22 protein-coding genes are annotated in these 23,103 nt (G+C 72.2%); 2 read left to right on the forward strand and 20 right to left on the reverse strand.

All coding sequences use genetic code 11. From position 1 onward, the window contains the following. Window positions 1-23 precede the first annotated feature (23 nt). The 5 genes from QNA09_RS12925 to lspA form a co-directional block, all read right to left on the reverse strand. Window positions 24-587, reverse strand: coding sequence for a LemA family protein (locus QNA09_RS12925; protein ID WP_119699845.1), 564 nt, complete (start codon window positions 585-587; stop codon window positions 24-26). 65 nt (window positions 588-652) lie between these two features. Then, window positions 653-2,428 carry a DUF2207 domain-containing protein gene (locus QNA09_RS12930; RefSeq protein ID WP_119699846.1) on the reverse strand — a complete coding sequence of 592 codons (1,776 nt, stop codon included), beginning with the start codon at window positions 2,426-2,428 and terminating at the stop codon, window positions 653-655. 46 nt (window positions 2,429-2,474) lie between these two features. Then, window positions 2,475-3,104: a hypothetical protein gene (locus QNA09_RS12935; RefSeq protein ID WP_082061290.1), complete on the reverse strand. Its 630-nt coding sequence runs from the start codon at window positions 3,102-3,104 to the stop codon at window positions 2,475-2,477. A gap of 11 nt (window positions 3,105-3,115) precedes the next feature. Next, window positions 3,116-4,024, reverse strand: coding sequence for an RluA family pseudouridine synthase (locus tag QNA09_RS12940; protein WP_017682382.1), 909 nt, complete (start codon window positions 4,022-4,024; stop codon window positions 3,116-3,118). A gap of 14 nt (window positions 4,025-4,038) precedes the next feature. After that, entirely contained in the window at window positions 4,039-4,674 is a 636-nt protein-coding gene (gene lspA / locus QNA09_RS12945) for a signal peptidase II (RefSeq protein ID WP_051059616.1), read from the reverse strand. 48 nt (window positions 4,675-4,722) lie between these two features. On the opposite strand from lspA, the gene QNA09_RS12950 reads away from it, so the two are divergent. Then, window positions 4,723-5,667 (forward strand): hypothetical protein, encoded by a 945-nt coding sequence (locus QNA09_RS12950; protein ID WP_372446869.1) that lies wholly within the window; start codon window positions 4,723-4,725, stop codon window positions 5,665-5,667. Window positions 5,668-5,731: 64 nt separating this feature from the next. On the opposite strand, the gene QNA09_RS12955 is transcribed toward QNA09_RS12950, so the two are convergent. Further along, window positions 5,732-6,280, reverse strand: coding sequence for a hypothetical protein (locus QNA09_RS12955; RefSeq protein ID WP_017682384.1), 549 nt, complete (start codon window positions 6,278-6,280; stop codon window positions 5,732-5,734). A 91-nt stretch (window positions 6,281-6,371) separates the two neighbouring features. Further along, the gene (locus tag QNA09_RS12960) at window positions 6,372-7,715 is read right to left on the reverse strand and encodes a DNA polymerase IV (protein WP_010594398.1); all 1,344 of its coding nucleotides are present in this window, start codon (window positions 7,713-7,715) and stop codon (window positions 6,372-6,374) included. A gap of 53 nt (window positions 7,716-7,768) precedes the next feature. On the opposite strand from QNA09_RS12960, the gene QNA09_RS12965 reads away from it, so the two are divergent. After that, a complete protein-coding gene (locus tag QNA09_RS12965) occupies window positions 7,769-7,963 on the forward strand; it encodes a hypothetical protein (RefSeq protein WP_108754920.1) in 195 nt (64 codons plus the stop codon). Here QNA09_RS12965 and ileS read toward each other — a convergent pair. The 13 genes from ileS to murD form a co-directional block, all read right to left on the reverse strand. Next, complete coding sequence (gene ileS / locus QNA09_RS12970) at window positions 7,953-11,105, reverse strand: isoleucine--tRNA ligase (RefSeq protein WP_102031186.1); 3,153 nt, start codon at window positions 11,103-11,105, stop codon at window positions 7,953-7,955. The two genes, QNA09_RS12965 and ileS, sit on opposite strands and share 11 nt — an antisense overlap. Window positions 11,106-11,394: 289 nt before the next feature. Next, window positions 11,395-11,616: a hypothetical protein gene (locus tag QNA09_RS12975; RefSeq protein ID WP_010594396.1), complete on the reverse strand. Its 222-nt coding sequence runs from the start codon at window positions 11,614-11,616 to the stop codon at window positions 11,395-11,397. Between the two features lie 42 nt (window positions 11,617-11,658). Beyond that, entirely contained in the window at window positions 11,659-12,510 is an 852-nt protein-coding gene (locus QNA09_RS12980) for a DivIVA domain-containing protein (protein WP_010594395.1), read from the reverse strand. 148 nt (window positions 12,511-12,658) lie between these two features. Further along, a complete protein-coding gene (locus QNA09_RS12985) occupies window positions 12,659-12,949 on the reverse strand; it encodes a YggT family protein (RefSeq protein ID WP_003938221.1) in 291 nt (96 codons plus the stop codon). Window positions 12,950-13,063: 114 nt separating this feature from the next. Continuing rightward, on the reverse strand, window positions 13,064-13,732 hold the full coding sequence (locus QNA09_RS12990) for a cell division protein SepF (protein WP_003938220.1): 669 nt from the start codon (window positions 13,730-13,732) through the stop codon (window positions 13,064-13,066). A gap of 31 nt (window positions 13,733-13,763) precedes the next feature. Continuing rightward, on the reverse strand, window positions 13,764-14,501 hold the full coding sequence (locus QNA09_RS12995; RefSeq protein WP_268965621.1) for a YggS family pyridoxal phosphate-dependent enzyme: 738 nt from the start codon (window positions 14,499-14,501) through the stop codon (window positions 13,764-13,766). 48 nt (window positions 14,502-14,549) lie between these two features. Further along, entirely contained in the window at window positions 14,550-15,305 is a 756-nt protein-coding gene (gene pgeF, locus QNA09_RS13000) for a peptidoglycan editing factor PgeF (protein ID WP_234420097.1), read from the reverse strand. Further along, window positions 15,302-16,498 carry a cell division protein FtsZ gene (gene ftsZ, locus QNA09_RS13005; RefSeq protein WP_010594392.1) on the reverse strand — a complete coding sequence of 399 codons (1,197 nt, stop codon included), beginning with the start codon at window positions 16,496-16,498 and terminating at the stop codon, window positions 15,302-15,304. Before ftsZ ends, pgeF begins: the two co-directional genes overlap by 4 nt. 201 nt (window positions 16,499-16,699) lie before the next feature. Beyond that, a complete protein-coding gene (locus QNA09_RS13010; protein WP_017681762.1) occupies window positions 16,700-17,434 on the reverse strand; it encodes a cell division protein FtsQ/DivIB in 735 nt (244 codons plus the stop codon). Continuing rightward, entirely contained in the window at window positions 17,431-18,963 is a 1,533-nt protein-coding gene (gene murC / locus QNA09_RS13015) for a UDP-N-acetylmuramate--L-alanine ligase (RefSeq protein ID WP_048770986.1), read from the reverse strand. Before murC ends, QNA09_RS13010 begins: the two co-directional genes overlap by 4 nt. Beyond that, window positions 18,960-20,114: an undecaprenyldiphospho-muramoylpentapeptide beta-N-acetylglucosaminyltransferase gene (gene murG / locus QNA09_RS13020; RefSeq protein WP_165276431.1), complete on the reverse strand. Its 1,155-nt coding sequence runs from the start codon at window positions 20,112-20,114 to the stop codon at window positions 18,960-18,962. Before murG ends, murC begins: the two co-directional genes overlap by 4 nt. Then, window positions 20,111-21,601, reverse strand: coding sequence for a putative lipid II flippase FtsW (gene ftsW / locus QNA09_RS13025; protein WP_010594388.1), 1,491 nt, complete (start codon window positions 21,599-21,601; stop codon window positions 20,111-20,113). The genes murG and ftsW overlap by 4 nt, the downstream gene beginning before the upstream one ends. Next, window positions 21,598-23,103, reverse strand: a complete 1,506-nt coding sequence (gene murD / locus QNA09_RS13030; protein ID WP_119699847.1) for a UDP-N-acetylmuramoyl-L-alanine--D-glutamate ligase — start codon at window positions 23,101-23,103, stop codon at window positions 21,598-21,600. Before murD ends, ftsW begins: the two co-directional genes overlap by 4 nt.

A 23,103-nucleotide genomic window follows, 5' to 3' on the forward strand; every position in this document is an offset into this window, starting at 1 on the left:
TGCTCCGGAGCGCGCCGGGGCGATCAGAACGACACGGTCGGCGGCAGTTCCGTGCCCGCCGGGGCGGTGTAGAACTCGCGCTCGCGCACCCCTGCCGGCCCTGCGAAGAACATCCACGGGATGGTCTTCAGCGACGTGTTGAGCCGGCCTGCGGCGTCGTTGTAGTACTGGCGGGCGAAGGCGAGCTGGTCCTCGGTCTCCCCCAGCTGACGCTGCAGGTCCAGGAAGTTGGCCGAGGCCTTGAGGTCCGGGTAGTTCTCGGCGACGGCGAGCACGTCGAACATCGCCTTCTCGAGGCGCGCGTCGGCCTGGGCCTTCTCCGCCACCGTGCCGCCGGAGGCGGCCCGCGACGCGGCGGTGCGCGCGGCGGTGACCTCCTCGAACACGCTCTTCTCGTGCGCCGCGTAGCCTCGCACCGTCGACACGAGATTCGGCACCAGGTCGGCGCGCCGGCTCAGTTGCACGTCGATGCCGCCCAGGGCCTCCTGGGCCAGCACGTCGGCGCGGCGCAGCCGGTTGAACCCGACCACGAACACGGCGACGAGCACCACCACCAGCACGACGACGATCACGACTGCGGTCACCATGGGACCGCCCTCCTTCCGCTGCCCGGCACCGGTGCGGGCGCGCCGGTGCCTCGTTCACCACTCGGTCACCAGGAGCCGCCGCCCCCGCCGCCACCACCGCCGCCGCCACCACCGCCCGACGACGAGGACTGGGACGCGGTGTACGCGCCGATCGACGACGACAGGGCCGACTCGAAACTGTCGAATCCTCCTGCCCCGGAAGCGAATCCGTGCACTCCGACCGGATACGGGTACCACGCCGGCACCGGTGGCTCCGCCCCGGTGACCGTGCGGTACTTCTCCGCCCACTTCTCGGCCACGCCGAAGGCGACCGCGTGCGGAATGTAGCGGGTGTAGAGGTCCTGTTCCGCCGAGAACCGGTAGCGGTCCTCGCTCGACGGGGTCACGAGCATGCGCCGGAACCCGCCGGCACGCGACCACAGCTCGCGGCCCTTCGCGGTGCGCCGGGTCCCCGCCTCCGGGCGCAGCAGTTCCCAGCCCCCGAACACGAACGCCGCCGCCGGCAGGCCCCACATGCTCGGCCACACCGGCACGGCGAACCCGGCCACCGCGAGCACCAGCGCCAGCACCACCGCCGCCTTACCGAGGCGCTCGTGCGTGGACGGGGCCACCAGACCCTCGTTGCGGGCCCAGATCCGGCACTGGGACGCCAGCTCCGTCGTCGCCTTCGACAGCCGTTCCCCCGCCGACTTCGAGCCGTCGGCCCGCAGCACCGCCCCCGGGTACGAGATCTGCAGCGCGTCGCCGACCGCCCGGGTCACCGGATCGGTCGCCGCCCACGTGTCCGCGGAGGCGACGCCCCGGACCTCCCACACGTCCGACTTCTTGCCGGTCCCGGCGGGACGCAACTCGACCAGCCCCTCCTCTGCGGCGTACAGCAGCGTGGCCGCGAGCGGTGCAGGTCCGGGGCGTTCGGAGGCGACGTAGACGGTCTGCACCGGTCCGAAACCGTCCGGCGGCGCGTACAGCACCGGCAACCCCGGCTCGGGTTCGCGGGCCGTCCAGGCCCATCGTGCGGCGGCGGCGAACGCGAGGAGACTCGACGCCGCGACCAGGGCCACGATCGGCGCCGACCGGCCGACGATCGGATCCCAGGCGACCGACCAGGGCACCGTGCTCCGGGCCGGGGCGTCGAGCCCGAGCCCGATGCGCACGTTCACCGCGGTGCGGGGTGCGAGCCCGGTCACGCCGACGGACACGGTGTCGGTGCCGGCCCCGCCGAGGACGCAGGTCGCCCCCGGCGCCGCACATTCGACCACGCCCGACGCCGCGGGCAGCCGCACCGTGATGTCGGCACGGTCGACGGCCATCTCCCACCCGCCGGGTACCACGCTCCAGTGGAAGACCGATCCGACCGGGGCCGCCGTCCCGGCGGCCGTGTCGAACGTGCCGGCGGCCGCGCCCGGCGGGTCGAGGACCCCCTCCGTGGTGTACGCGAGGCGATAGGTGTGGGTGCCCGGCTCCAGGTACACGTCGGGGTCGCCGATCTTCGCGACGACGAGTCGGCGGCCCTGCTCCCAGCTCGTCTCGTACGGTTCGGGCTCGCCGTCACGTTCGACAAAGACGATCTCGGGGATGTGGCGCACGTGCGGGTCGGCGCCCGTGGTGACGTCCCAGTACCGGAAGATGCCGTGCCGGTCGGCCGGAAAGTCGACCGTGACGGTTTCGGTGGCGGTGAGGCCGCCGTCGGCGTCGACGGCGTAGTCGACGCTGTAGTTCGTGATCCGCGCCGGATCCGCCGCCTCGGAGGCCTCGCCGGTGTCGAGCCCGGCGAGCAGCGGCCACAGCAGACCGGCCGCGGCGAGCAGCGCCACCACGAGGTACCCCAGAACCCGTGCCACGGCGTCACCGTACCCAGTGGCGACGCGCCTGTCCCGCCGACCGGGCTCAGGGCTCGCCGTCGTCCGGTCCCGGAGCGACGACGTCGACGTGCTCGGGCAGCAGCGGGTTCACCGAGAACGCCCCCGCGACGGCGTCCGGCGGCAGCAGTTCGACGGCGCGGACGCCGGGGGCGGCGGCGAGCTCGGTCGCCGCCGCCGGCGCGACGCGCACCACGACGCCGACGACGCAGGCGCACCCGTCCGCGAGGCGATCGGCCGAGACCGCGGCGACACGCGCGGCCCGGTCGGCGCCGGCCGCCTGGCGCAGTCGGCCCGCCGCGACGGCAGGCGCACGCCGCAGCGCCTCCGGGTGCTCGGGCACGTCGACCGCGACCAGCGGGGTCTGCACCCGCTCGATCGGGACGCGGAACAGCACCTGCGCGATGCGGGGGTCTCCCGGCAGCGCCGCCGCCTGCTCGACCGGCACCGGCGCAGTGAAGGAGACCAGTGCCCACCGCGGTTCGCCGGTGGCGGACTCGACGCTCGCCTGGGCGCGCGCGAGGTAGCCGGCGACCGCCTCGCCGTGGTCCGGACCGAGCGTGTCGGTGCGCACCGTCGCCGGCCGGGGCGGGGTGAGCAGTCCGGCCGCGAGCACCGCCAGCAGCAGTGCCGCCGTCGCCGCCCAGGGCAGGGACACGCGCCGCACGGTCAGGCGCTGCGCAGCACGGCGAGCGCGTGCTCGAGGTCGGCCGGGTACTTGCTGGTGATCTCGACCCAGCGTCCGTCGGCCGGGTGCGCGAACCCGAGAGAGCGGGCGTGCAGCCACTGGCGTTCGAGACCGAGCCGCTCCGCCAGGCGCGGGTCGGCGCCGTAGGTCAGATCCCCGCAGCAGGGGTGACGCAGCGCCGAGAAGTGCACGCGGATCTGGTGGGTGCGGCCGGTCTCGAGGTGGATGTCGAGCAGGCTCGCGGCCTGGAACGCCTCCACGGTGTCGTAGTGCGTGATGCTGGGCTTGCCGTCGGCGGTGACGGCGAACTTCCAGTCGCTGCTGCGGTGCCGGCCGATCGGCGCGTCGATCGTGCCGCTGCTCGGATCGGGGTGTCCCTGCACGAGGGCGTGGTAGCGCTTGTCGATGGTGCGCTGCTTGAAGGCCCGCTTGAGCACCGTGTAGGCACGCTCGGACGTCGCGACGACCATCACTCCGGAGGTTCCCACGTCGAGCCGGTGGACGATGCCCTGCCGTTCGTGGGCGCCGGAGGTGGAGATCCGGAACCCGGCTGCGGCCAGGCCGCCGATCACGGTCGGTCCGGTCCAGCCGACGCTCGCGTGCGCCGCGACGCCCACGGGCTTGTCCACCGCGACGATGTCGTCGTCCGCGTAGAGGATCTCCATGCCCTCGACCGGGGTCGCCTCGATGGTCAGCGGCCGCGGCGGCTCGGGCAGTTCCACCTCGAGCCACGAACCGGCGGACAGCCGGTCCGACTTTCCCGCGGCGGCGCCGTCGACGAGGACGGCACCCTCCTCGGTCAGGGCGGCGATCGCCGTGCGCGACAGGCCGAGCAGCCGTGCCAGGCCCGTGTCGACCCGCATCCCGTCGAGCCCGTCGGGGACGGGCATCGCCCGGGTTTCTCTCACTGGTGTGCTTCCTTTCTGCTGCTGCGGGCGGAGTCGGTCTTGCGTGAGCCGTCCGGTTCGATGCCGAAGACGGTCAGCGCGACGAGCAGGATCGCGCCGCAGACGATGGCGGAATCGGCGACGTTGAACACCGGCCACCAGCCGACGGACACGAAGTCGACGACGTGCCCCTGCAGCGGGCCCGGGGACCGGAAGATCCGGTCGACCAGATTACCCAGCGCTCCGCCGAGGACGAGTCCGAGTCCCAGGGCCCACCACCCCGACCGCAACGTGCGGCCGATCCGGACCACACCCACCACGACGGCGACCGCGACGAGGGTCAGCAGCCACGTCATACCGGTCGCCATGGAGAAGGCGGCACCCGGGTTGCGCACCAGCGTCAACGTCACCGTGTCCCCGACGACGGAGATCGGGTCGGCCGGGTCGATGTAGTGGACCGCGAGGATCTTCGTGAGCAGATCGAGGCCGAAGACCACCGCGGCGAGGGCGAGCAGCGCACGCAGTCGCCGGACCGGCGCGGGCGCATCCTTCCCCGGGGAGTCGGCCGGCGCCGACGCACTCGGTTCCGCGACGGTGTCGGGGTGGGCATCGTGCTCGGTGGGGTCGTCGGTCACCTTGCCATCATCCCCCATCGGAGGAGCACGACGGCCACCCCGCCCGCCGTGGCTACCCTGGGGTGCGTGCCTGTGCTGCCCAGATTCGCCCGCCCGAGGGCCCGCTCCCTCGGTGTGGCCCTGTCCCTGACCACCCTTCTCGCCGGGTGTGGCAACTCCGCCGACGGCGCGGCCCCTGCCTCGACGGCGACCTCGACGGAGGTCACGGTGCCCGTCGCCGCGGTCACCGCGGTGGTCCTGGACCCGGGGGCCGAGCCGCGCAGCCGGATCCGTCTCACCCCGCCCGCCGGCACAACCCAGCAGGTGGCGCTCACGACGTCCTCGCAGGTCTTCCAGTCGATCGGTGATCAGCCGGAGCAGGATTTCTCCACCCCCGAACTGACGTTGCCGCTCACCGCAACCGTGGGCGAAGCCGTGTCGGACACCGCGCCGAGCAGCCTCGTGGACCTGCGGATCGCGGATGCGACATCCCCGGACGCGGCCCTCGCCGCGGCGCTCGGTCCCGCCGAGGGATCCGAGGCGGGGCTGACGATGTCGCCGTCCGGGGCGGTGAGCGCGCTGCGGCTCGACCCCACCCCGGACTCCGCGGACATCGCCCGCTCGGCCATCGAACAGGCCTTCTACCAGGCCGTGTACCGGATGGTGTCGTTCCCCGAGGACGAGATCGGCGTGGGTGCCGTGTGGGAGATCCACCAGCAGGTGATGAGCGGGATGGCGCTCGATCAGGTTGCCACCGCGAGCCTGCTCGAACGGGACGGCGACCGGCTGACCGTGCAGTTGCGCATCACGCAGACCCCACGGGAGTCCACCTGGGCTCTGCCGAACGGGTCCGGCCAGTTGAACATCGACCGGTACGAGATGACAGGCGAGGGCACGATGACGATCGACCTGGGCCGGCCGCTCCCGATCGCCGGGGATCTGACTGTCGGCGGTGAACAGGCCTACAGCGATCCCGCGGGCACCACGCGCCTGGCACAGACCCTGGTGGACCGGGTGCGCTGGCAGTCCTGAGCGCCCGCCGGACGTGACGGCGGCCGGGGCGGAATCTCCGCCCCGGCCGCCGCGTCGGTCTTCGTCAGGCGCAGGCGGGCGACTGCAGCTGAGCGGTCGCGACGATGGCGCAGGCGTTGTTCTTCGACAGCTTCCACACGCCGTCCTCGGCGACGAAGTCGACGGTGCCGACGGCGGGCTGCTGCGCACCGGCCAGCAGGGTCTCGATTCCGGCGGTGACCGTGCCGTTCTGGTTGTCGTTGACGTCCAGGACGGTGATCTGCGCGCCGGCCTGCTCAGCGGCGGCGGCGACCTGGTCGATCAGTGCCGGATCCTGCTCGGCGCCCTGCACGAGGTTCACCTTCTCCTCGGCCGGGACGGTCTCGTCGAACGCCTTGGCCAGCATGGCGTTGAGATCCTCGACGGTCGGCACCGGCGGGTACTGCGCGACGGCCGTCGTGGTGCTGGTGGTGGTCTTCGCCGAGGTCGAGGTCGAGCTACCTCCGTCGTCCGAGCTGCAGGCGGACATCGTGAGGGCGGCGGCCACAGCCACCGTGGCGACAGTGATCTTGCGAAGCTTCAAGTTCTCGTCCTTCTCGTTCTCGATCGTGCACGGATACCGTGCTCGGTTCATCCAGCAGCGGATGCTCCACCGGGACAGCGGATCGCCCGTAAGCGTACCCGGCGGTAGTAAGAAGACTTTGAGAGCGGCGGGGCACGCGCATTCACCCGAGTGCGGCGAGCGGATCGGCCTCGGACAGGGCGGGATCGTTCTCGTCGAGGGTGCGGGCTGGGCCCGGTCCGGACGAGCGGGTCTCGAAGCGGACCGTCACCACGCCGTGTCCGGCGCCCTGCACCCAGCCGTGCCCGAATTCCGGATGCCGCACGTCCGTGCCGGGACGCCACCGCGGTCCCGCCGGCGGCGCGGCCCGCTCGGGCCGGACCTGCGGCGACGATTCCACCGTGCCCTCCGGGGCCTGCTCGAGCTCGGGAAAGAGCGAGTCCTGCCGGATGCTGGACAACCCGGCGAGGCCGACACCGACGAGGCGGATCGCGCCGATCTCGAGCGGATCGAGCACGAGCCGCTGCGCCGCCGCCGTGAGCGTCGCCACGTCCTCGGTGGCGTACGGCAACGTCGACGACCGGGTGAGGATGCTCATGTCGGCCTTGCGCAACTTGAGCACGACGGTCCGGGCGGCGCGACCGTCGCGCCGCAGCCGGCGGTGCGCGGCGTCGGCGGCGGTGGTGACGGCGCGTCGCAGCTCGGCGAGCGTGACGATGTCGGTCTGGTACGTCGTCTCGGCGCTGACCTGCTTGGCGTCGGCGCGTTCGAGGACCGGCCGATCGTCGTGCCCACCGGCGAGCCGGTGCAGCGCAGGACCGACCGTCGCACCCAGGATCGACGCCGCCTCCGCGACCGGCAGCGCCGCCAGGTCCCCGATCGTGTCGATCCCCAGCCGGCGCAGCCGCTCCTCCGACACCGGACCGATCCCCCACAGCTTGCGCACGGGCAGACCGTGCAGCAGTGTCAGCTCCTCCTCGGGCCGCACGACCAGCGCTCCGTCGGGCTTGGCGAGGCCCGAGGCGATCTTGGCGATCTGTTTGCCGGAGCCGGCGCCGACGGACGCGACGAGACCGGTGCGGTCCCGCACCTGTTCACGCAGCCGCGCACAGAACCCTTCCACCTCCCGGTGCGCGGCGCCGGCGAGTTCGGCGGGCTCGGCGAACGCCTCGTCGAGCGACAGCGTCTCGAGCACGGGGATCTGTTCGCGCAGCACCTCGAACACGGTGTGACTGAGGGTCTGGTAGAGCACGCCCCGCGGCGGCAGCACCACCGCCGCGGGCCCCACCAGCCGGCGCGCGCGGCTCATCGGCATCGCCGACCGCGCCCCGAAGACCCGAGCCTCGTAGCTGGCCCCGGCGACCACGCCGCGCGCGCCGAGACCGCCGACGAGCACCGGTCGCCCCCGAAGGGTCGGCCGGGTCAGTTGCTCGGCCGAGGCGAAGAAGGCGTCGAGGTCCAGGTGCAGGACCCAACGTCCACCGCCGCGAGTCACCACGTCGGACACCCGCGAATCTTCGCCCCTCGCACCGACATCACGCCCGCATCGGCGTCACCGCCGTGGCCGCGCCACGCGCCGGGGTCACCGCCGTGGCCGCGCCACGCGCCGGGGTCACCGCCGTGGCCGCGCCACGCGCCGGCGTCACCGCCGTGGCCGCGCCACGCGCCGGCGTCACCGCCGTGGCCGCGCCACGCGCCGGCGTCACCGCCGTGGCCGCGCCACGCGCCGGCGTCACCGGGACGCTCATGCCTTGACGATCGCCGCACGCACCCCTTCGCCGAGCTCGAGCGCCCCGTCGCCGGCGGGTGCCAGTTCGAAGCTGGTGGCCAGCACCTCCGAGGCGATGAGCGCGCGGTGCCGCATCGCCCAGTCGGCGCGGTCGGCCGGCACCTCGAACACCACGCCGATGCGGTCCGAGACCTCCAAGCCCAGGTTGCGGCGCGCGTCCTGCAGCTCGCGGATCCGGTCCTTCGCCCAGCCCTCGGCCTCGAGCTCCTCGGTGACCGTGGAGTCCAGCACCACCAGGCCGGCGCCGCCGGGCAGCGCCGCCGTGGACTCCGGCTCCGCCGCCACCAGGCGCGTGGTGTACTCCTCCGGCAGCAGGGCGATGCCGGCGGCGGTGACGGTGCCGTCGTCCGCCTCCGACCAGTCCCCGGCCTTGACTGCCTTGATGACCGTCTGCACGTCCTTGCCGAGGCGCGGCCCCGCGGCGCGGGCGTTGACGACCAGTTCGAAGCGCCCGTGCGCATCGACGTCGTCGGTCAGCTCGACCGACTTCACGTTCACCTCGTCCTGGACGAGATCGGCGAACGGCTGCAGCCGGTGGGCGTCGGGGGCGGCCACGGTGACCTGCGGGAGCGGCAGCCGCACGCGCAGCTTCTGCGCCTTGCGCAGCGAGAGCACCGTCGAGCACACCGCGCGGACCTCGTCCATCGACTCGACCAGGGCCGGGTCGGCCGGCAGCTCCCCGGCCGCCGGCCAGTCCGCCAGATGCACCGAGCGACCGCCGGTCAGGCCCCGCCAGATCACCTCGGTGACCAGCGGCAGCAGCGGGGCCGCCAGGCGGCTGACGACCTCGAGCACGGTGTGCAGGGTGTCGATCGCGTCGGCGTCCTCGTCCCAGAACCGGCTGCGGGAGCGGCGCACGTACCAGTTGGTGAGGGCGTCGCAGAACGTGCGCAGCTCGTCGCAGGCCCCGGCGATGTCGACCACCTCGAGGGCGTCGGTGATCGCGTCGCGGGTGGCAGCGAGCTTGGCCAGGATGTACCGGTCGAGCACGTGCGGCGAGTCGGTGCGCCAGGTGCCGGGCTCGGACGCGTACAGCTGCAGGAAGCTCCACGCGTTCCACAGCGGCAGCAGCGCCTGCCGGACACCCTCGCGGATGCCCTGCTCGGTGACGACGAGGTTGCCGCCGCGCAGGATGGGCGAGGACATCAGGAACCAGCGCATGGCATCGGAGCCGTCGCGGGCGAACACCTCGTTGACATCGGGGTAGTTGCCCTTGGACTTGCTCATCTTCAGCCCGTCGTCGCCGAGCACGATGCCGTGCGCCGCGACGGTCTTGAAGGCGGGCCGGTCGAACAGCGCGGTGGCCAGCACGTGCAGGGTGTAGAACCAGCCGCGGGTCTGCCCGTTGTACTCGACGATGAAATCGCCCGGATAGTGGGAGTCGAACCACCCCTGATTCTCGAACGGGTAGTGCACCTGCGCGAACGGCATCGAGCCCGACTCGAACCAGCAGTCGAGCACCTCGGGGACGCGGCGCATCGTCGACGTCCCGGTCGGGTCGTCCGGGTTGGGCCGGGTCAGCTCGTCGATCATCGGCCGGTGCAGGTCGGCCGGGCGCACCCCGAAGTCGTGTTCGAGTTCGTCGAGGGAGCCGTAGACGTCGATCCGCGGGTAGGCCGGGTCGTCCGAGACCCACACCGGAATCGGGCTGCCCCAGTAGCGGTTCCGGCTGATGTTCCAGTCGCGGGCACCTTCGAGCCACTTGCCGAACTGTCCGTCGCGGATGTGCTCGGGCACCCAGGTGATCTGCTTGTTCAACTCCACCATGCGGTCCCGGAACTGGGTGACGGCGACGAACCACGACGGCACCGCCATGTAGATCAGCGGTTGCCCGGACCGCCACGAGTGCGGGTAGGAGTGCTCGATCGTCTCGTGCCGCAACAGCTTCCCGGCGGCCTTGAGGTCCTTGATGATCACCGGGTTGGCGTCGAAGACCTGCAGCCCCTCGTAGGGCGGGACCATCGCGGTGAACTTCCCGCCCGGATCGAGCGGCTGCACCAGTTCGATGCCGTTGCGCTGGCAGTACTCCATGTCTTCTTCACCGAAAGCCGGTGCCAAGTGCACGATTCCGGTGCCGGAGTCGGTGGTGACATAGTCGGCGGCGATGATCCGGTGGGCGTTCTCGCGGCCCACGAAGAAGTCGAACGGCGGCTCGTAGGCCAGACCCACGAGGTCGGCGCCGGAATAGCGGCCGAGCACCTCGGGTTCGTCACCGAGTTCGCGCGCGTAGTGACCGACCCGCTCCTGCGCGAGCACGTAGGTCTTGCCGTCGGCGCCGCGCACGCCGACGTACTCGATGTCGGGATGCACCGCGATCGCGAGGTTGGACGGCAGGGTCCACGGCGTGGTGGTCCAGATCAGCGCGCACGCGCCGTCGAGCTCGGAGCCGGGGGCGCGCAGCACCATGTCCACGGTCACCGCCGGGTCCTGGCGCATCTTGTACGCGTCGTCGAGCCGGGTCTCCTGGTTCGACAGCGGGGTCTGCTCGTACCACGAGTAGGGCAGCACCCGGAAGCCCTGGTAGATCAGGCCCTTGTCGTAGAGCCGCTTGAAGGCCCACATGACCGACTCCATGAAGTCCAGGTCCAGGGTCTTGTAGTCGTTGTCGAAGTCCACCCAGCGGGCCTGCCGGGTGACGTAGTCGCGCCACTCCCCGGTGTACCGCAGCACCGACGTCTTGCAGTAGGCGTTGAACTCGGCGAGTCCCATCGTGTCGATCTGGGACTTGTCCGTGATGCCGAGCTGCTTCTCCGCCTCGAGCTCGGCGGGCAGGCCGTGACAGTCCCAGCCGAAGCGCCGCTCGACCTTCTTCCCGCGCATCGTCTGGAAGCGCGGGATCAGGTCCTTGACGTAACCGGTGAGCAGGTGGCCGTAGTGCGGCAGACCGTTCGCGAAGGGCGGGCCGTCGTAGAAGACGAATTCCTCGGCGCCGTCGCGGTTCGACACCGAGGCGCGGAAGGTGTCGTCCTTGGTCCACCCGTCGAGGACCTCGACCTCGAGCTCGGGGAAATCGACGCCCGAATCCTTGGCCACCCCGTAGTCGACGAGCGGGTACTTGCCGGTCGACGCGACCGGGGCCTGCGGGGTGTCGGGGGTGCTCTTCGTCACAGCGTGACTCCTCGTGCCTAGACGTGTCCGGCACGGGGACGATCACCGCGCACTGTGCGCCGGCAACCGCGGTACCACCCCGCTTGCACCGTCTCTCCGGGCTCTGCCGGCGAGACGGGCCTCTCGTTCGGGCTGTGACGGGCCCACCCGTTCGGTTCTACTGAGCAGTGCCGGTCGGCACGGCCTTTCTTCCGAAGGCTCCCCGGTGATGGCCGGATCGTCGCCGTCCCCGGCGGCCGCCGGGGCAGGACTACAGAGTCTGTCCTCGAACTATTCTATGCCGCCGCGCTCACTCGCCGGCATCGCGTCCCCCGCGACGCCGGTCCGGTTCGGCTGCCGTCGCCGTCGGGGGCGCGGTCCGCTTGCCGCCCAGCGCGCTGATCAGCAGCAGGACCGCGCCCACCACACACACGACGATGCAACCCCAGGCCCACAGCACGGAGCCCGTCATGAGCGCCACGACGAGCATGCCGAAGCCGACGGCTGCGAGGGAGAGCGTCACTACCAGCACGGCGCACCCTCCTCCGAACCCGGCATCGGACCCCCGCCTCGATCAGCTGTTGCCCTTGGCGAAGGACGTGGACCCGAACGAGGAGTTCGACTGGTTGAACGCCTCCTGGCCGCCGTCGACCGGCACGGCGGAGCCGCGCTGCTCGAGTTCCTCGAGCTGGGATTCGAGGTAGGACTTCAGGCGCACCCGGTACTCACGTTCGAACGTCTTGAGCTGCTCGATGCGACCCTCGAGCACCGAACGCTGCTGGTTGATGGTCGCCATGATCTCGGTGTGCTTCTTCTCCGCGTCCGCCTGCAGCGCGTCGGCCTTCTCCTTGGCCTGGCGCAGCTGCGTCTCCGAACGGGTCCGGGCGTCGGCCAGCATCGCCTCGGACTTCTGCCGCGCGTCCGCGATCATCGCCTCGCTGCGAGTGCGCGCATCGGAGATGAGCTGCTCGGAGTTGGTGCGGGCGTTGCGCAGCAGTTCCTCGGCCTCGGTCTTGGCGTCGCCGGTGAGGCGGTCCGCCATCTCCTGGGCCAGACCGAGCACCTTGGCCGCCTGCATGCTCGCGTCCGCGGAGGCCGGTGCGGCCGCGACCGGTGCGGGCGCCGGCGCCGGCGCCGGAGCGGGCGCGGGCTCCGGCGGCTTCGGCGCCTCGACGACGCGCGCGGGTTCCGGTTTGGCGGCCGGGGCCGGAGCCCCACCGGAACGGGCACCCTTCTTGGCCTCGGCCAGCTCCTGGTCGAGCTCGGCCACCCGCTGCCGCAGGTCGGCGTTCTCCTCGATCAGGTGGGTCAGTTCCTGCTCGACGAGATCCAGGAATGCGTCGACCTCGTCCTCGTTGTAACCACGCTTTCCGATCGGCGGCTTGCTGAACGCGACATTGTGCACATCAGCTGGGGTCAGCGGCATGGAAGGATCCCTTCACGCGTCGTGTGAGCGGTCAAGCAAGCATTCAGTTATATCCACAGTGCGTCACGCGTATCAAACTCACTGTAACTGGCACCCCATTCTGGCACAGGGCGGCTTTCACGCGGATCGTCCGAGCAGGTGTCGGCCGTCAGAGCGTCCCACCTCGGGGAATGAATGCCATGAGGAAGTAGACGATGAAGAGCAGCACCATGATGGACAGATCCAGTCGCACCCCGCCGAGATTCAGCGGAGGAATGAGCCGGCGCAACAGTTTCACCGGCGGATCGGTGACCGTGAAGATTGCCTCGAGAACGACGACGACGAATCCCGTCGGCTTCCAGTCCCGCGCGAACGTCCGGATGAACTCGACGATGATCCGGCCGATCAGCAGCAGCCAGAAAATGAACAGCAGGAACCAGAGCACCTCGAATACGGCCACCCGCCCACTCTGCCCGACGACGGCGCATCGAGCCAAACCGAAACGCCCGGCATCCGGTGTTGCACACCGGGCACCGGGCGTCGACCGTGCCGGGAACCGCCGCGGCGGATCAGGTCACTGCTGGTTGTAGAACCCCGTCTCCGCGATCCGGCGGCGTTCCTCGGCGGAGACGTCGATGTCCGCCGGGGACAGCAGGAACACCTTCGTGGCGACCTTGTCGAACGAACCGCGCAGCGCGAAGGCCAACCCGGCCGCGAAGTCGACGAGCCGCTTGGCGTCGGCGTTGCTCATCTCGACCAGGTCCATGATCACCGGGGTGCCGTCGCGGAACCGCTCACCGATCGTGCGGGCCTCGCCGTAGTCCCGGGGACGCAGCGTGGTGATCTTCGACAACGGGCCTCCCTCGTCGAACAGCGCGCCGCGACGGGCCTCGGACCGTTCCAGGCGGCCCTCGGAACCGAGCGACGACCGCGCGGCGGCGCGGGCCGGCGGCGGGGTCGGGCGCGGTGCGCGGGCCGTGATCGGCTCCACGCGCGCCGCCCGCACGGGCGGCTCGTAACGATCGAAACCGTCCGGTTCGAAGTCGCGGCCGGCATCCTCCCGCCGCGACGCCTTGTACTCGTCCCGGTGCGACGGTCCGTAACCACCGCCCGCGTACGGCGGCTCGTCGTAGTCCCGGTCGCGCTCGCGGCGGGCGCTCGCGGGGTCGTCGAGGTAGTCGTCCTCGTACTCCTCGAGCGGCACCATCCCGAAGTACGCCTTGAACTTGTGGAGTGAGCTCATGGATCAACCTTCCTCGCGCGGCGGTCGCCACTCAGGCTAACGGCCGCGCGCCCAACACCGCGGTTCCGACACGCACGCACGTCGAACCCCATCGCACCGCCGCCTCGAGGTCGCCGGACATCCCGGCCGACAGTTCGGTGGCCTCGGGATGATCGGAACGCAGCGCGGCATGGAGCCCGGCGAGCCGTTCGAAGGCGGCGTCCGGGTCCCAGCCCAGCGGCGGCACCGCCATGAGCCCGCGCAACGCGAGCCCGGCGGTCCCGGTGATCTCGTCCGCGAGCGCGCGCAGGTCGGCGGAGCTCACCCCGCCTCGCTGCGGGTCGTCGTCGAGACTGACCTGCAGCAGGACGGACAGCGGCGTGTCGCGGTCACCGGAATCCCGCGCGGCCCGCGCACCGGAGTCCAGTGCGTGCGCCAGCCGGGCGCTGTCGACCGAGTGCACGGTGTGGGCCCAGCGGGCCACGGCACGCGCCTTGTTGCGTTGCACCCGGCCGATCATATGCCAAGCGACGGCAGGATCGGTTGTCCGCGAACGGAATTCGGCAACCTTCGCGGTTGCCTCCTGTTCGCGGGATTCACCGAAGGCGCGGCACCCGAGTCCGTAGAGGATCTCCACGTCGGAGACCGGGAAGAACTTCGTCACCGGCAGCAGCGCGATCTCCGCCGGGTCGCGGCCCGCCGCCCGGGCCGCGGCGTCGAGCCGCTCGTGTGCCCGGCGCAGTCCGTCGGCGATCTCGGCACGCCGCGCGTCGGCGTCCGCTGCGGTCACCTGCCACCTCCGGCGGCGGGGTTCATCGGCCACCTCCGGCGGCGGGGCTCATCGGCCACCTCCGGCGGCGGGGTCCGGTCCGGCCTCGAGCCAGATCACCGCCGCCAGCCGTCCGGTCGGCGCCTGCCGGCGATGGCTGAACAACGTCGGATCCTCGATGGTGCATCGGGGATCCTCCGCGACGGCCGTGACGCCGTGTTCGAGCAGTTGCCGTCGCAACCCGGCCCGCAGGTCCAGCGCGGGCGTGCCCGCGACGGTGCGGGTGGCGCTACCGGGCAGATGCGCCTCCACGTCGGCCTGCATCGAAGCGGGCACCTCGTACCGGCGGCCGCTCGCAGCAGGTCCGAGGAACGCGCCGATGCGCTCCGGTCGCGCACCGAGTTCGGTCATCGTGTCCAGGACCCGGGGCACGATCCCCACGCGGGCACCGATCCGGCCCGCGTGCACGGCGGCGATCACGCCCGCCTCCTCGTCGGACAGCAGCACCGGCACGCAGTCCGCACTCAACGTGACGAGCGCGAGACCGGGCTCGCGCGTGACCAGCGCGTCGGTCGCGGGCACCGGGCCGCGGACCGGGCCGTCCACGACGGTGACGTTGCGACTGTGGATCTGCTCCATCCACACGAGCCGCTCGTAGGGCAGTCCGATCACCGAGGCGAGCCGGCGCCGGTTCGCCTCGACCGCGGCCGGGTCGTCACCCACGTGGTCACCGAGATTGAAAGAGTCGTAGGGCGGGGCGGAGACGCCGCCGGCACGGGTGGTGACGACCCGCCGCGCCCGCAGCACCGGCTGTGTCACCGTCAACGGCGCATGAAGATCGGCACGTCGACGTCGTCGTCGCCGTCCTCGTCCGTCTCGACCGGCCGCGCCGGCTGGGCCGACCCGATCGGCGGGAGGGAGCTGCCCGCGACGGGTTGCTGCTCGCGCGCCGGCATCTCCTCGGCCCGTTCCCGCTCCGAGCGACCGACGTCGCCGGCACGCCCCGCGCCGACGGTGCCGCCGCGCGTTGCGGGGGTCGGCGGGGCCGACTCGACGGGACGTCGCGCCGGGGTGCCGCCGTCGAACCCGGCCGCGATGACGGTGACGCGCACCTCGTCGCCCAGGGAGTCGTCGATGACCGTGCCGAAGATGATGTTCGCGTCGATGTGGGCGGCCTCCTGCACCAGCGAGGCGGCCTCGTTGATCTCGAACAGGCCGAGGTCGGAGCCGCCGGCGATGGACAGCAGCACGCCGCGTGCACCCTCCATCGACGCCTCGAGCAGGGGCGAGTTGATCGCCGCCTCGGCGGCCTTGATGGCCCTGCCCTCGCCCCGGGAGGAACCGATGCCCATCAGGGCGCTGCCGGCGCCGGACATCACGCCCTTGACGTCCGCGAAGTCGACGTTGATCAGGCCCGGGGTGGTGATGAGGTCGGTGATGCCCTGGACACCGTTGAGCAGCACCTCGTCGGCGGAGCGGAACGCGTCCATGAGGCTGACGGCGGCGTCGCCGAGCTGCAGGAGCCGGTCGTTGGGGATGACGATGAGGGTGTCGCACGACTCGCGCAGGGTCTGGATGCCCGTGTCGGCCTGGCTGCCGCGGCGCTTGCCCTCGAACGAGAACGGCCGCGTGACGACGCCGACGGTCAGCGCTCCGAGCTTGCGGGCGATGCTCGCGACCACGGGCGCGCCGCCGGTGCCGGTCCCGCCGCCCTCACCGGCGGTGACGAAGACCATGTCGGCGCCCTTGAGCACCTCTTCGATCTCGTCCTTGTGGTCCTCGGCGGCCTTGCGGCCGACCTCGGGGTCCGCACCGGCGCCGAGCCCCCGGGTGAGTTCGCGGCCGACGTCGAGCTTGACATCGGCGTCGGACATGAGCAGGGCCTGCGCGTCGGTGTTCACCGCGATGAACTCGACTCCCTTGAGTCCCTGTTCGATCATGCGGTTGACCGCGTTCACGCCGCCACCGCCGATACCGACGACCTTGATTACGGCGAGGTAGTTGTGCGGGGGCGTCATGGGCTCTCGCCTTCCTGAGAAATCGGTCACGCTTCGATCATCATCGGTGAGGTACGGACAAACCCTCAACCACAGGTCGATGGTTATGTCAAGTATCTCGACTGGTGCGAAACGCTATGGCACTGTGGCGGCGATCCGCCAGCAGGCGCGCCGACGGCGCGCATGATTTTCGTCCTGGGGCCGCGATCGCCGTCCGCGTCGTCATCGCACCGTCGGCAGGTCGGGCGCCGCCACGTCGTAGGTCTGCCCCGGCTGGGTGAGCAGCGGCAGCACCACCCGGGCCTTGCGATCCGAGCGGTCCACCGTGCCCCACACCACGACCCGGCCGTCGTGCAGGGTGAGCGAGACCTCGGATGCCGACGGAGCGTTCACCTCCCCCACCTGCACACGCAGCTCGGGCGGCAGCGCCGCGAGCACCTCGATCGCCGCGGCCGTCGCCGGGTCGCCGGGACCGGGGGCGGGGGTGACCAGGCGTGGGGTCAGCATGGGCGGCGGCTCGACCGCGAAGTCCACCCCGTCGGCGTCGAGCGAGTGCGTGCCGTCGGGCGCGTCGACGAACACCACTGCCTCCCGCTCGGTCACCGTGACCCGCACGGTGGAGGGGTAGACGCGCTGGACCCGTACGGACGCGGCCCGCGGCAGCGCCGCGACCCGTTGCGCCGCCGCCGCCGTGTCGACCTGCAGCAGCGGTGTGCCCTCCGCGAGTTCGAGACGGGCCAGCACGTCCTCCTGCGGGATCGCCGTCGCCCCCACGACCTCGACGGTCCGCACGGACAGCAGCGGCGACAGCCACGCGATGCCGATCAGGCCGAGTACCGCCGCCACCACCGCCGCACCGATCAGCACCGTCCGCACCCGCACGGACCGGCCCGACGGCCGTCGCGCGGGCCGCGCCGCCCCGCGAGGGCGGATGCGGGTGGTGGCGGCGGGCGTCACGGACCGACCGGTCCCGGTCCGGCGGCAGCTCCCGGCCGCAGCCGGCCGGGCTTGCTGCGCAGGGCATCGAGAATCTGGCGCCCGAGCATGGTCACGTCCCCGGCACCCATGGTGATCACGACGTCGCCGGGACGGCTCAGTCGCGCGACCTGGCGCGGCACGAGGGACAGATCCGGCTGGTAGTGCACGGGCCTGGACACCGACTGCGCGACGAGGGCACCGCTCACGCCCGGTCGCGGCTTCTCGCGCGCCCCGTAGACGTCCAGGACCACGACCTCGTCGGCGAGGTCGAGGGCCGCGCCGAACTCGGTCGCGAAGGTCTCGGTGCGCGAGTACAGGTGTGGCTGGAAGACGACGATCACGCGCGGCCGCTCGGTGCCCGTCTCGGTGTAGCGGACCGGCTCGCCGGCGACCAGCTCCGCGGCCGCGGCGAGAACCGCGCGGACCTCGGTGGGATGGTGGGCGTAGTCGTCGAACACCCGCACGCCGTGTTCGCGGCCGCTGTACTGGAATCGCCGATGCACCCCGCCGAAACCGGCCAGACCCTCGACCGCCTCCTCGACCGGGGCGCCCGCCTCGAGGGAGGCGAGCAGTGCGGCGAGCGCGTTGAGCGCCATGTGCCGGCCGGGAACGGACAGCCGCACCGTGCGCGGTGCCGCCTCGTCGGCCAGGTGGAACTCGGCCACTCCCCCGACGTCCTTGGCCTCCCAGTTGAGCAGACGCACCCCCACCCGCACCCCGTCGACCTCGGCGCCGTCACCGGTCGCCGCCGCCGTGCCGTATCCGGTGACGCGCAGGTCGTCCGGGCGACGGGCCGTCGCGCGTCGCGCCAGGGCGGCCGAGCCGGGGTCGTCGAGGCAGGTCACGAGCAGCCCACCGGGGGCGATACGGTCGACGAAGTCGTCGAACACCTGCACGTACGCCTCTTCGGTGCCGAAGAAGTCGAGGTGGTCGGCCTCGATGTTGGTCACGATCACCACGTCGGGGTCGTACTGGAGGAGCGAACCGTCGCTCTCGTCGGCCTCGGCGACGAACACGTCCCCGCTGCCGTGGTGCGCGTTGGTGCCCGACTCGTTGAGTTCGCCGCCCACGGCGAAGGACGGGTCGAAGCCGCAGTGCTGCAGAGTCACCACCAGCATCGAGGTCGTCGACGTCTTGCCGTGCGTGCCGGCGACCAGGAAGGTGCGGTGCCCGCGCATCAGTGCGGCCAGCACCGCCGGGCGCAACAGGACGGGAACACCGCGTTCGCGGGCGGCGACCAGCTCGGGATTGTCCTGGGGGATCGCGGCGTGCGTCGTCACCACGGCGGTGGGGCCGCCCTCGAGCAGGTCCAGCGCGCTTGCGTCGTGTCCGATGCGCACCGAGGCGCCGCGCGCACGCAACGCCAGCACGCCGCGGCTCTCCTTCGCGTCCGATCCGGAGACCTTCCCGCCGCGAGCGAGCAGGATCCGGGCGATGCCGGACATCCCGGCCCCGCCGATGCCTACCATGTGCACCCGCTCGAGCTCCGGGGGCAGCTGCTCGCTCATCGATCACTCCTGTTCGCTTCCACGCCTGCGACGTCCAGCACGATCCGCGCCACCTCGGCGGCGGCGCTGCGGTGGCCCGCTCCTGCCGCCCGCCGTCCCATCTCGGCCAGGCGGGTGGCGTCACGCAACAGCGGGATCACCGTGTCGGCCACGAACGCCGGGGTCAGTTCCTCGTCCGCCACGATCATCCCACCTCCGACCGCCACCACCGGCCGGGCGTTGAGTTCCTGCTCTCCGTTGCCGTGCGGCAACGGCACGTACACCGCCGGCAACCCCACCGCGGACACCTCGGCGACGGTCATCGCACCGGAGCGGCAGATCACCGCGTCAGCAGCGGAGTACGCCAGGTCCATCCGTGTCAGGTAGGGCACCGCGACGTAGGGACAACGGTCGTGCTCGGGACGTGCCGGCACGTCGACGGTGTTCTTGGGGCCGTGGGCGTGCAGCACGGCGATGCCCGCGGCGGCGAGCTGCCCGGCGGCACCCGAGACGGCCTCGTTGAGCGAGCGGGCGCCCTGCGAACCGCCGAACACCAGGAGCACCGGCCCGTCCGGGGGCAGCCCGAAGTGGGCCCGGGCCCGGGCGCGCAGCGCGGCGCGGTCCAGCCCCGTGATGGACGACCGGACGGGGATGCCGACGATCTCGGCCTCGCCGCGGCGCACGATGCCCGACCCCGGGACCGCGGCCAGGACGCGGGCCGCGCGCACAGCCCCGATCTTGTTGGCGATACCGGCGCGGGCGTTGGCTTCGTGGACGACGACGGGGATGCGGCGCCGACGGCGCAGCGGCCCGGCACCGGCGGCCAGGTACGCGGGCAGCGCCACGTAGCCGCCGAATCCGACGACGACGTCGGCGTGCACGTGGTCGAGCACCTCGCGGGTCCGGCGAACCGAGGCGAGGACCCGCGCCGGCAGTCGGGCCAGGTCGGCGGTGAGCTTGCGGGGCAGCGGCACCGGGGGGACCAGTTCGAGGGGATAGCCGCGCTGCGGCACGAGGGTGGTCTCCAGTCCCCGTTCGGTGCCCAGCGCGGTGATCGTCGCGGTCGGCACCAACTCGCGGATCGCGTCGGCGACCGCGAGGGCCGGCTCGATGTGCCCGGCGGTACCGCCCCCGGCCACCACCACGGACAGGGCAGACTGCTCGCCGCTCACCTACGGTTTCCTCGCTCTCCGGTTCGTCCGTCTCTGCTGTCGGTCGTGCGCGCCGGGCGTCTCGCCCGGCGAGGGGCCTGGTCCCGCGGCGTCGCGGACTGTGTCGTGCGCCCGCGCGCGCGTTCGTGAGATGCGCGTTCCGGTGGGGCCGGCCGCTTGCGGACCGCCGTGCCGCTGCCCCGCTCGGCGCCGGCCCGGCGCGGCTCGGCCCGGGCGGGATCGGCACGCCGGTCGAGTCGCACGGCCTCGCCGCGCGCCGGGGTGTACTGCTCCGGTTTCGGCAGCCGCAGCAGCCGTCCGAAGCGGCCGTCCTGCCCGGCGTGCAGGGCGGCGACGGCCTCCGGTTCGTGCCGGGCCGCGTTGGCGATCAGACCGAACATCAGCAGCGTCGTCGCAGTGGAGGTGCCGCCGGCCGAGACCAGCGGAAGCTGCAGTCCGGTCACGGGCAGCAGTCCGACGACGTAGCCGATGTTGATGAACGCCTGTCCGATGATCCAGGTGGTGGCGGTGGCGGTGAGCAACCGCAGGAACGGATCGACCGAGCGCAGCGAGATCCGCAGGCCGGCGTACGCGAACAGACCGAACAGGCCGATCACGGCCAGGCCGCCGAGGAAACCGAGCTCTTCACCGATGATGGCGAAGATGAAGTCGTTGTGGGCGTTGGGCAGGTAGCTCCACTTGGCGCGGCTCTGTCCGAGCCCGCGGCCCCAGAATCCGCCGTCGGCCAGGGAGAACTTCGCCTGGCGTGCCTGGTAGCCGATGCCCTGGGGGTCCGCGCCGGGGTTGAAGAAGGCCCGTACACGTGCGGACCGGTACCCGGCGGTCAGGGCGAGGAGCACCGCGAGCCCGGCGGCGGTACCGACGATCGTCAGGAACACCCGCAGCCGCAGACCCGCGAACCAGAGCAGCGCCAGGACGATGATCGCGAGCGAGACGGTGGTGCCCAGGTCCGGCTGGAGGATGATCAGCAGGGTGACCACGAGGGTGGCCGGGACCAACGGAATCATCATCTCGCGGGTGCTGGAGCGCTCCGCGCGGCGCGACGCGAGCAGGTGCGCACCCCACACGGCGATGGCGATCTTGGCCAGCTCGGAGGGCTGCAGCGACACGCCGGCGACGACGAACCACCCGCGGGTGCCCTGCGACTCCGTGCCGATGCCGGGGATGAGCACCAGGACCAGCAGCACGACGGTGACCGCGAACGCCGGGAACGAGAACCGGCGCAGCACCCGCACCGGAACGATCAGGGCGAGGTAGAAGATGACCAGGCCGAGAGCCGCGAAGATCGCCTGCGAGGTGAACAGGCCGTAGGCCGAACCGTTCGTGGCGACGGCCTCGACACTCGACGACGACAGGACCATCACCAGGCCCAGCACGGTGAGCAGCACCGCGATCGTGACGACCAGGTGGAACGAGGCCAGGGGCCGGGCCAGCCACAGCCCGACCCGGTTCCGCGCCGCCCCGTCGGCGGGCTGCGGCGCGTTCACCGCCGCGTCCCGCCCCCGCGCAGTTGCTCGACCGCGGCGGCGAACGCGCGACCACGCTGCGCGTAGTCGGCGAACATGTCCAGCGACGCCGCGGCCGGCGCCAGCAGCACGGTGTCCCCCGCCGTCGCCAGCGACGCCGCCTCGCGCACCGCGGTCCGCATGGCCTCGGGCCCGTCCACACCCGCGAGCGCCACCCGGCGTGCCGTAGTCGGGACCGTCCCCGGTTCGCTCGTGCTCATCGGTCCATCGTCGCGCGTGTCGAGGACGACCACGGGGACGTCGGGGGCGTGTCGCGCGAGCGCGTCGGCGATGCGGTCGGCGTCCCGGCCGAGCAGCACCACCCCGGCGAGACGGGGGGCGACCTCCGCCACCAGGTCGTCGACGTGGGCGCCCTTGAGCAGGCCGCCGGCGACCCATACCACCCGGTCGTGGGCGAGCAGCGACGTGCGCGCCGCGTGCGGATTGGTGGCCTTCGAATCGTCGATGTACGCCACGCCGTCGACGGTGCCGACGGGGGCGGCGCGGTGCGGTCCGACGCGGTGCCGGCGCAGACCGTCGTGCACGGCGGAGGCGGGGACGTCGATCGCCCGGGCCAGTGCCGCGGCGGCGAGCGCGTCGGACAGGCCGGCGGGCCCGGCCGGGGTCACGTCGGCGACCGCAGCGAGCACTGCGGAGTCGGCGAACGCGCGGTCGACCAGAACGTCGCCACTGATGCCGAGCTCACCGGCCTGCGGGTAGCCGAGGGTGAAGCCGACCGTGACGACGGCCCGCGACCGGTCGCGCAGGCTCTCGGCGATCGGATCGTCGAGGCCGAGCACGCCGACGGTGCCGGCCAGCGCTCGCGCCTTGGCGTCGATGTAGCCCGCCATCCCGCCGTGCCAGTCCAGGTGGTCCTCGGCGATGTTGAGGATCACGCCGGCCTCGGGCCGCACCGACGGCGCCCAGTGCAGCTGGAACGACGACAGTTCGACGGCGAGGACGTCGGCGCGGGGTTCTGTGCGGCGCAGCGCGTCGAGCACGGGCAGGCCGATGTTGCCGCACGCCACGGACGCGAGCCCCGAAGCCTCGAGAATCGACTGCAGCATCATCGTCGTCGTGGTCTTGCCGTTGGTGCCGGTGACGACGAGCCAGCGCCGCGGCGGGCCGTAGATCTCGGCCTGGTCGATGCGCCAGGACAGTTCGATGTCCCCCCAGATCGGCACGGCCGCCCCCGCGGCGTGCGAGAGCAGCGGTGCGTCCGGCGCGAAGCCGGGGCTGGTCACGACCAGGGCGTATGCATGCAGCGACGAGGCGTCCGCGACGAGGTCGTCGAGATCGACGGTGTCGGCACCGAGTTCGCGGCAGCGCGCGAGGGCCTGCGGGTCGCGGTCGGCCACGGTCACCGCCGCGCCGAGGTCCGCGAGGGGCCCGAGGGTGGCGCGGCCGGACATCCCGCCCCCGGCGACGAGCACGCGGGCGCCGCGGAGCCGGTCGAGGTCTTGGCGGCGCAGTTCGTCAGTCAC

The organism is Rhodococcus sp. AH-ZY2 (genome assembly GCF_030916465.1).
In the GTDB taxonomy this organism is placed as follows: Bacteria; Actinomycetota; Actinomycetes; order Mycobacteriales; family Mycobacteriaceae; genus Rhodococcus; species Rhodococcus ruber.

Excerpts from the sequence above, each read along its gene's own strand:
- QNA09_RS12925 (WP_119699845.1), bottom strand. The coding sequence starts at position 587 with ATGGTGACCGCAGTCGTGATCGTCGTCGTGCTGGTGGTGGTGCTCGTC.
- QNA09_RS12940 (WP_017682382.1), bottom strand. The coding sequence starts at position 4,024 with ATGCCCGTCCCCGACGGGCTCGACGGGATGCGGGTCGACACGGGCCTG.
- lspA (WP_051059616.1), bottom strand. The coding sequence starts at position 4,674 with ATGGGGGATGATGGCAAGGTGACCGACGACCCCACCGAGCACGATGCC.
- QNA09_RS12955 (WP_017682384.1), bottom strand. The coding sequence starts at position 6,280 with ATGAACCGAGCACGGTATCCGTGCACGATCGAGAACGAGAAGGACGAG.
- QNA09_RS12980 (WP_010594395.1), bottom strand. The coding sequence starts at position 12,510 with ATGCCGCTGACCCCAGCTGATGTGCACAATGTCGCGTTCAGCAAGCCG.
- QNA09_RS12990 (WP_003938220.1), bottom strand. The coding sequence starts at position 13,732 with ATGAGCTCACTCCACAAGTTCAAGGCGTACTTCGGGATGGTGCCGCTC.
- ftsZ (WP_010594392.1), bottom strand. The coding sequence starts at position 16,498 with ATGACGCCCCCGCACAACTACCTCGCCGTAATCAAGGTCGTCGGTATC.
- murC (WP_048770986.1), bottom strand. The coding sequence starts at position 18,963 with ATGAGCGAGCAGCTGCCCCCGGAGCTCGAGCGGGTGCACATGGTAGGC.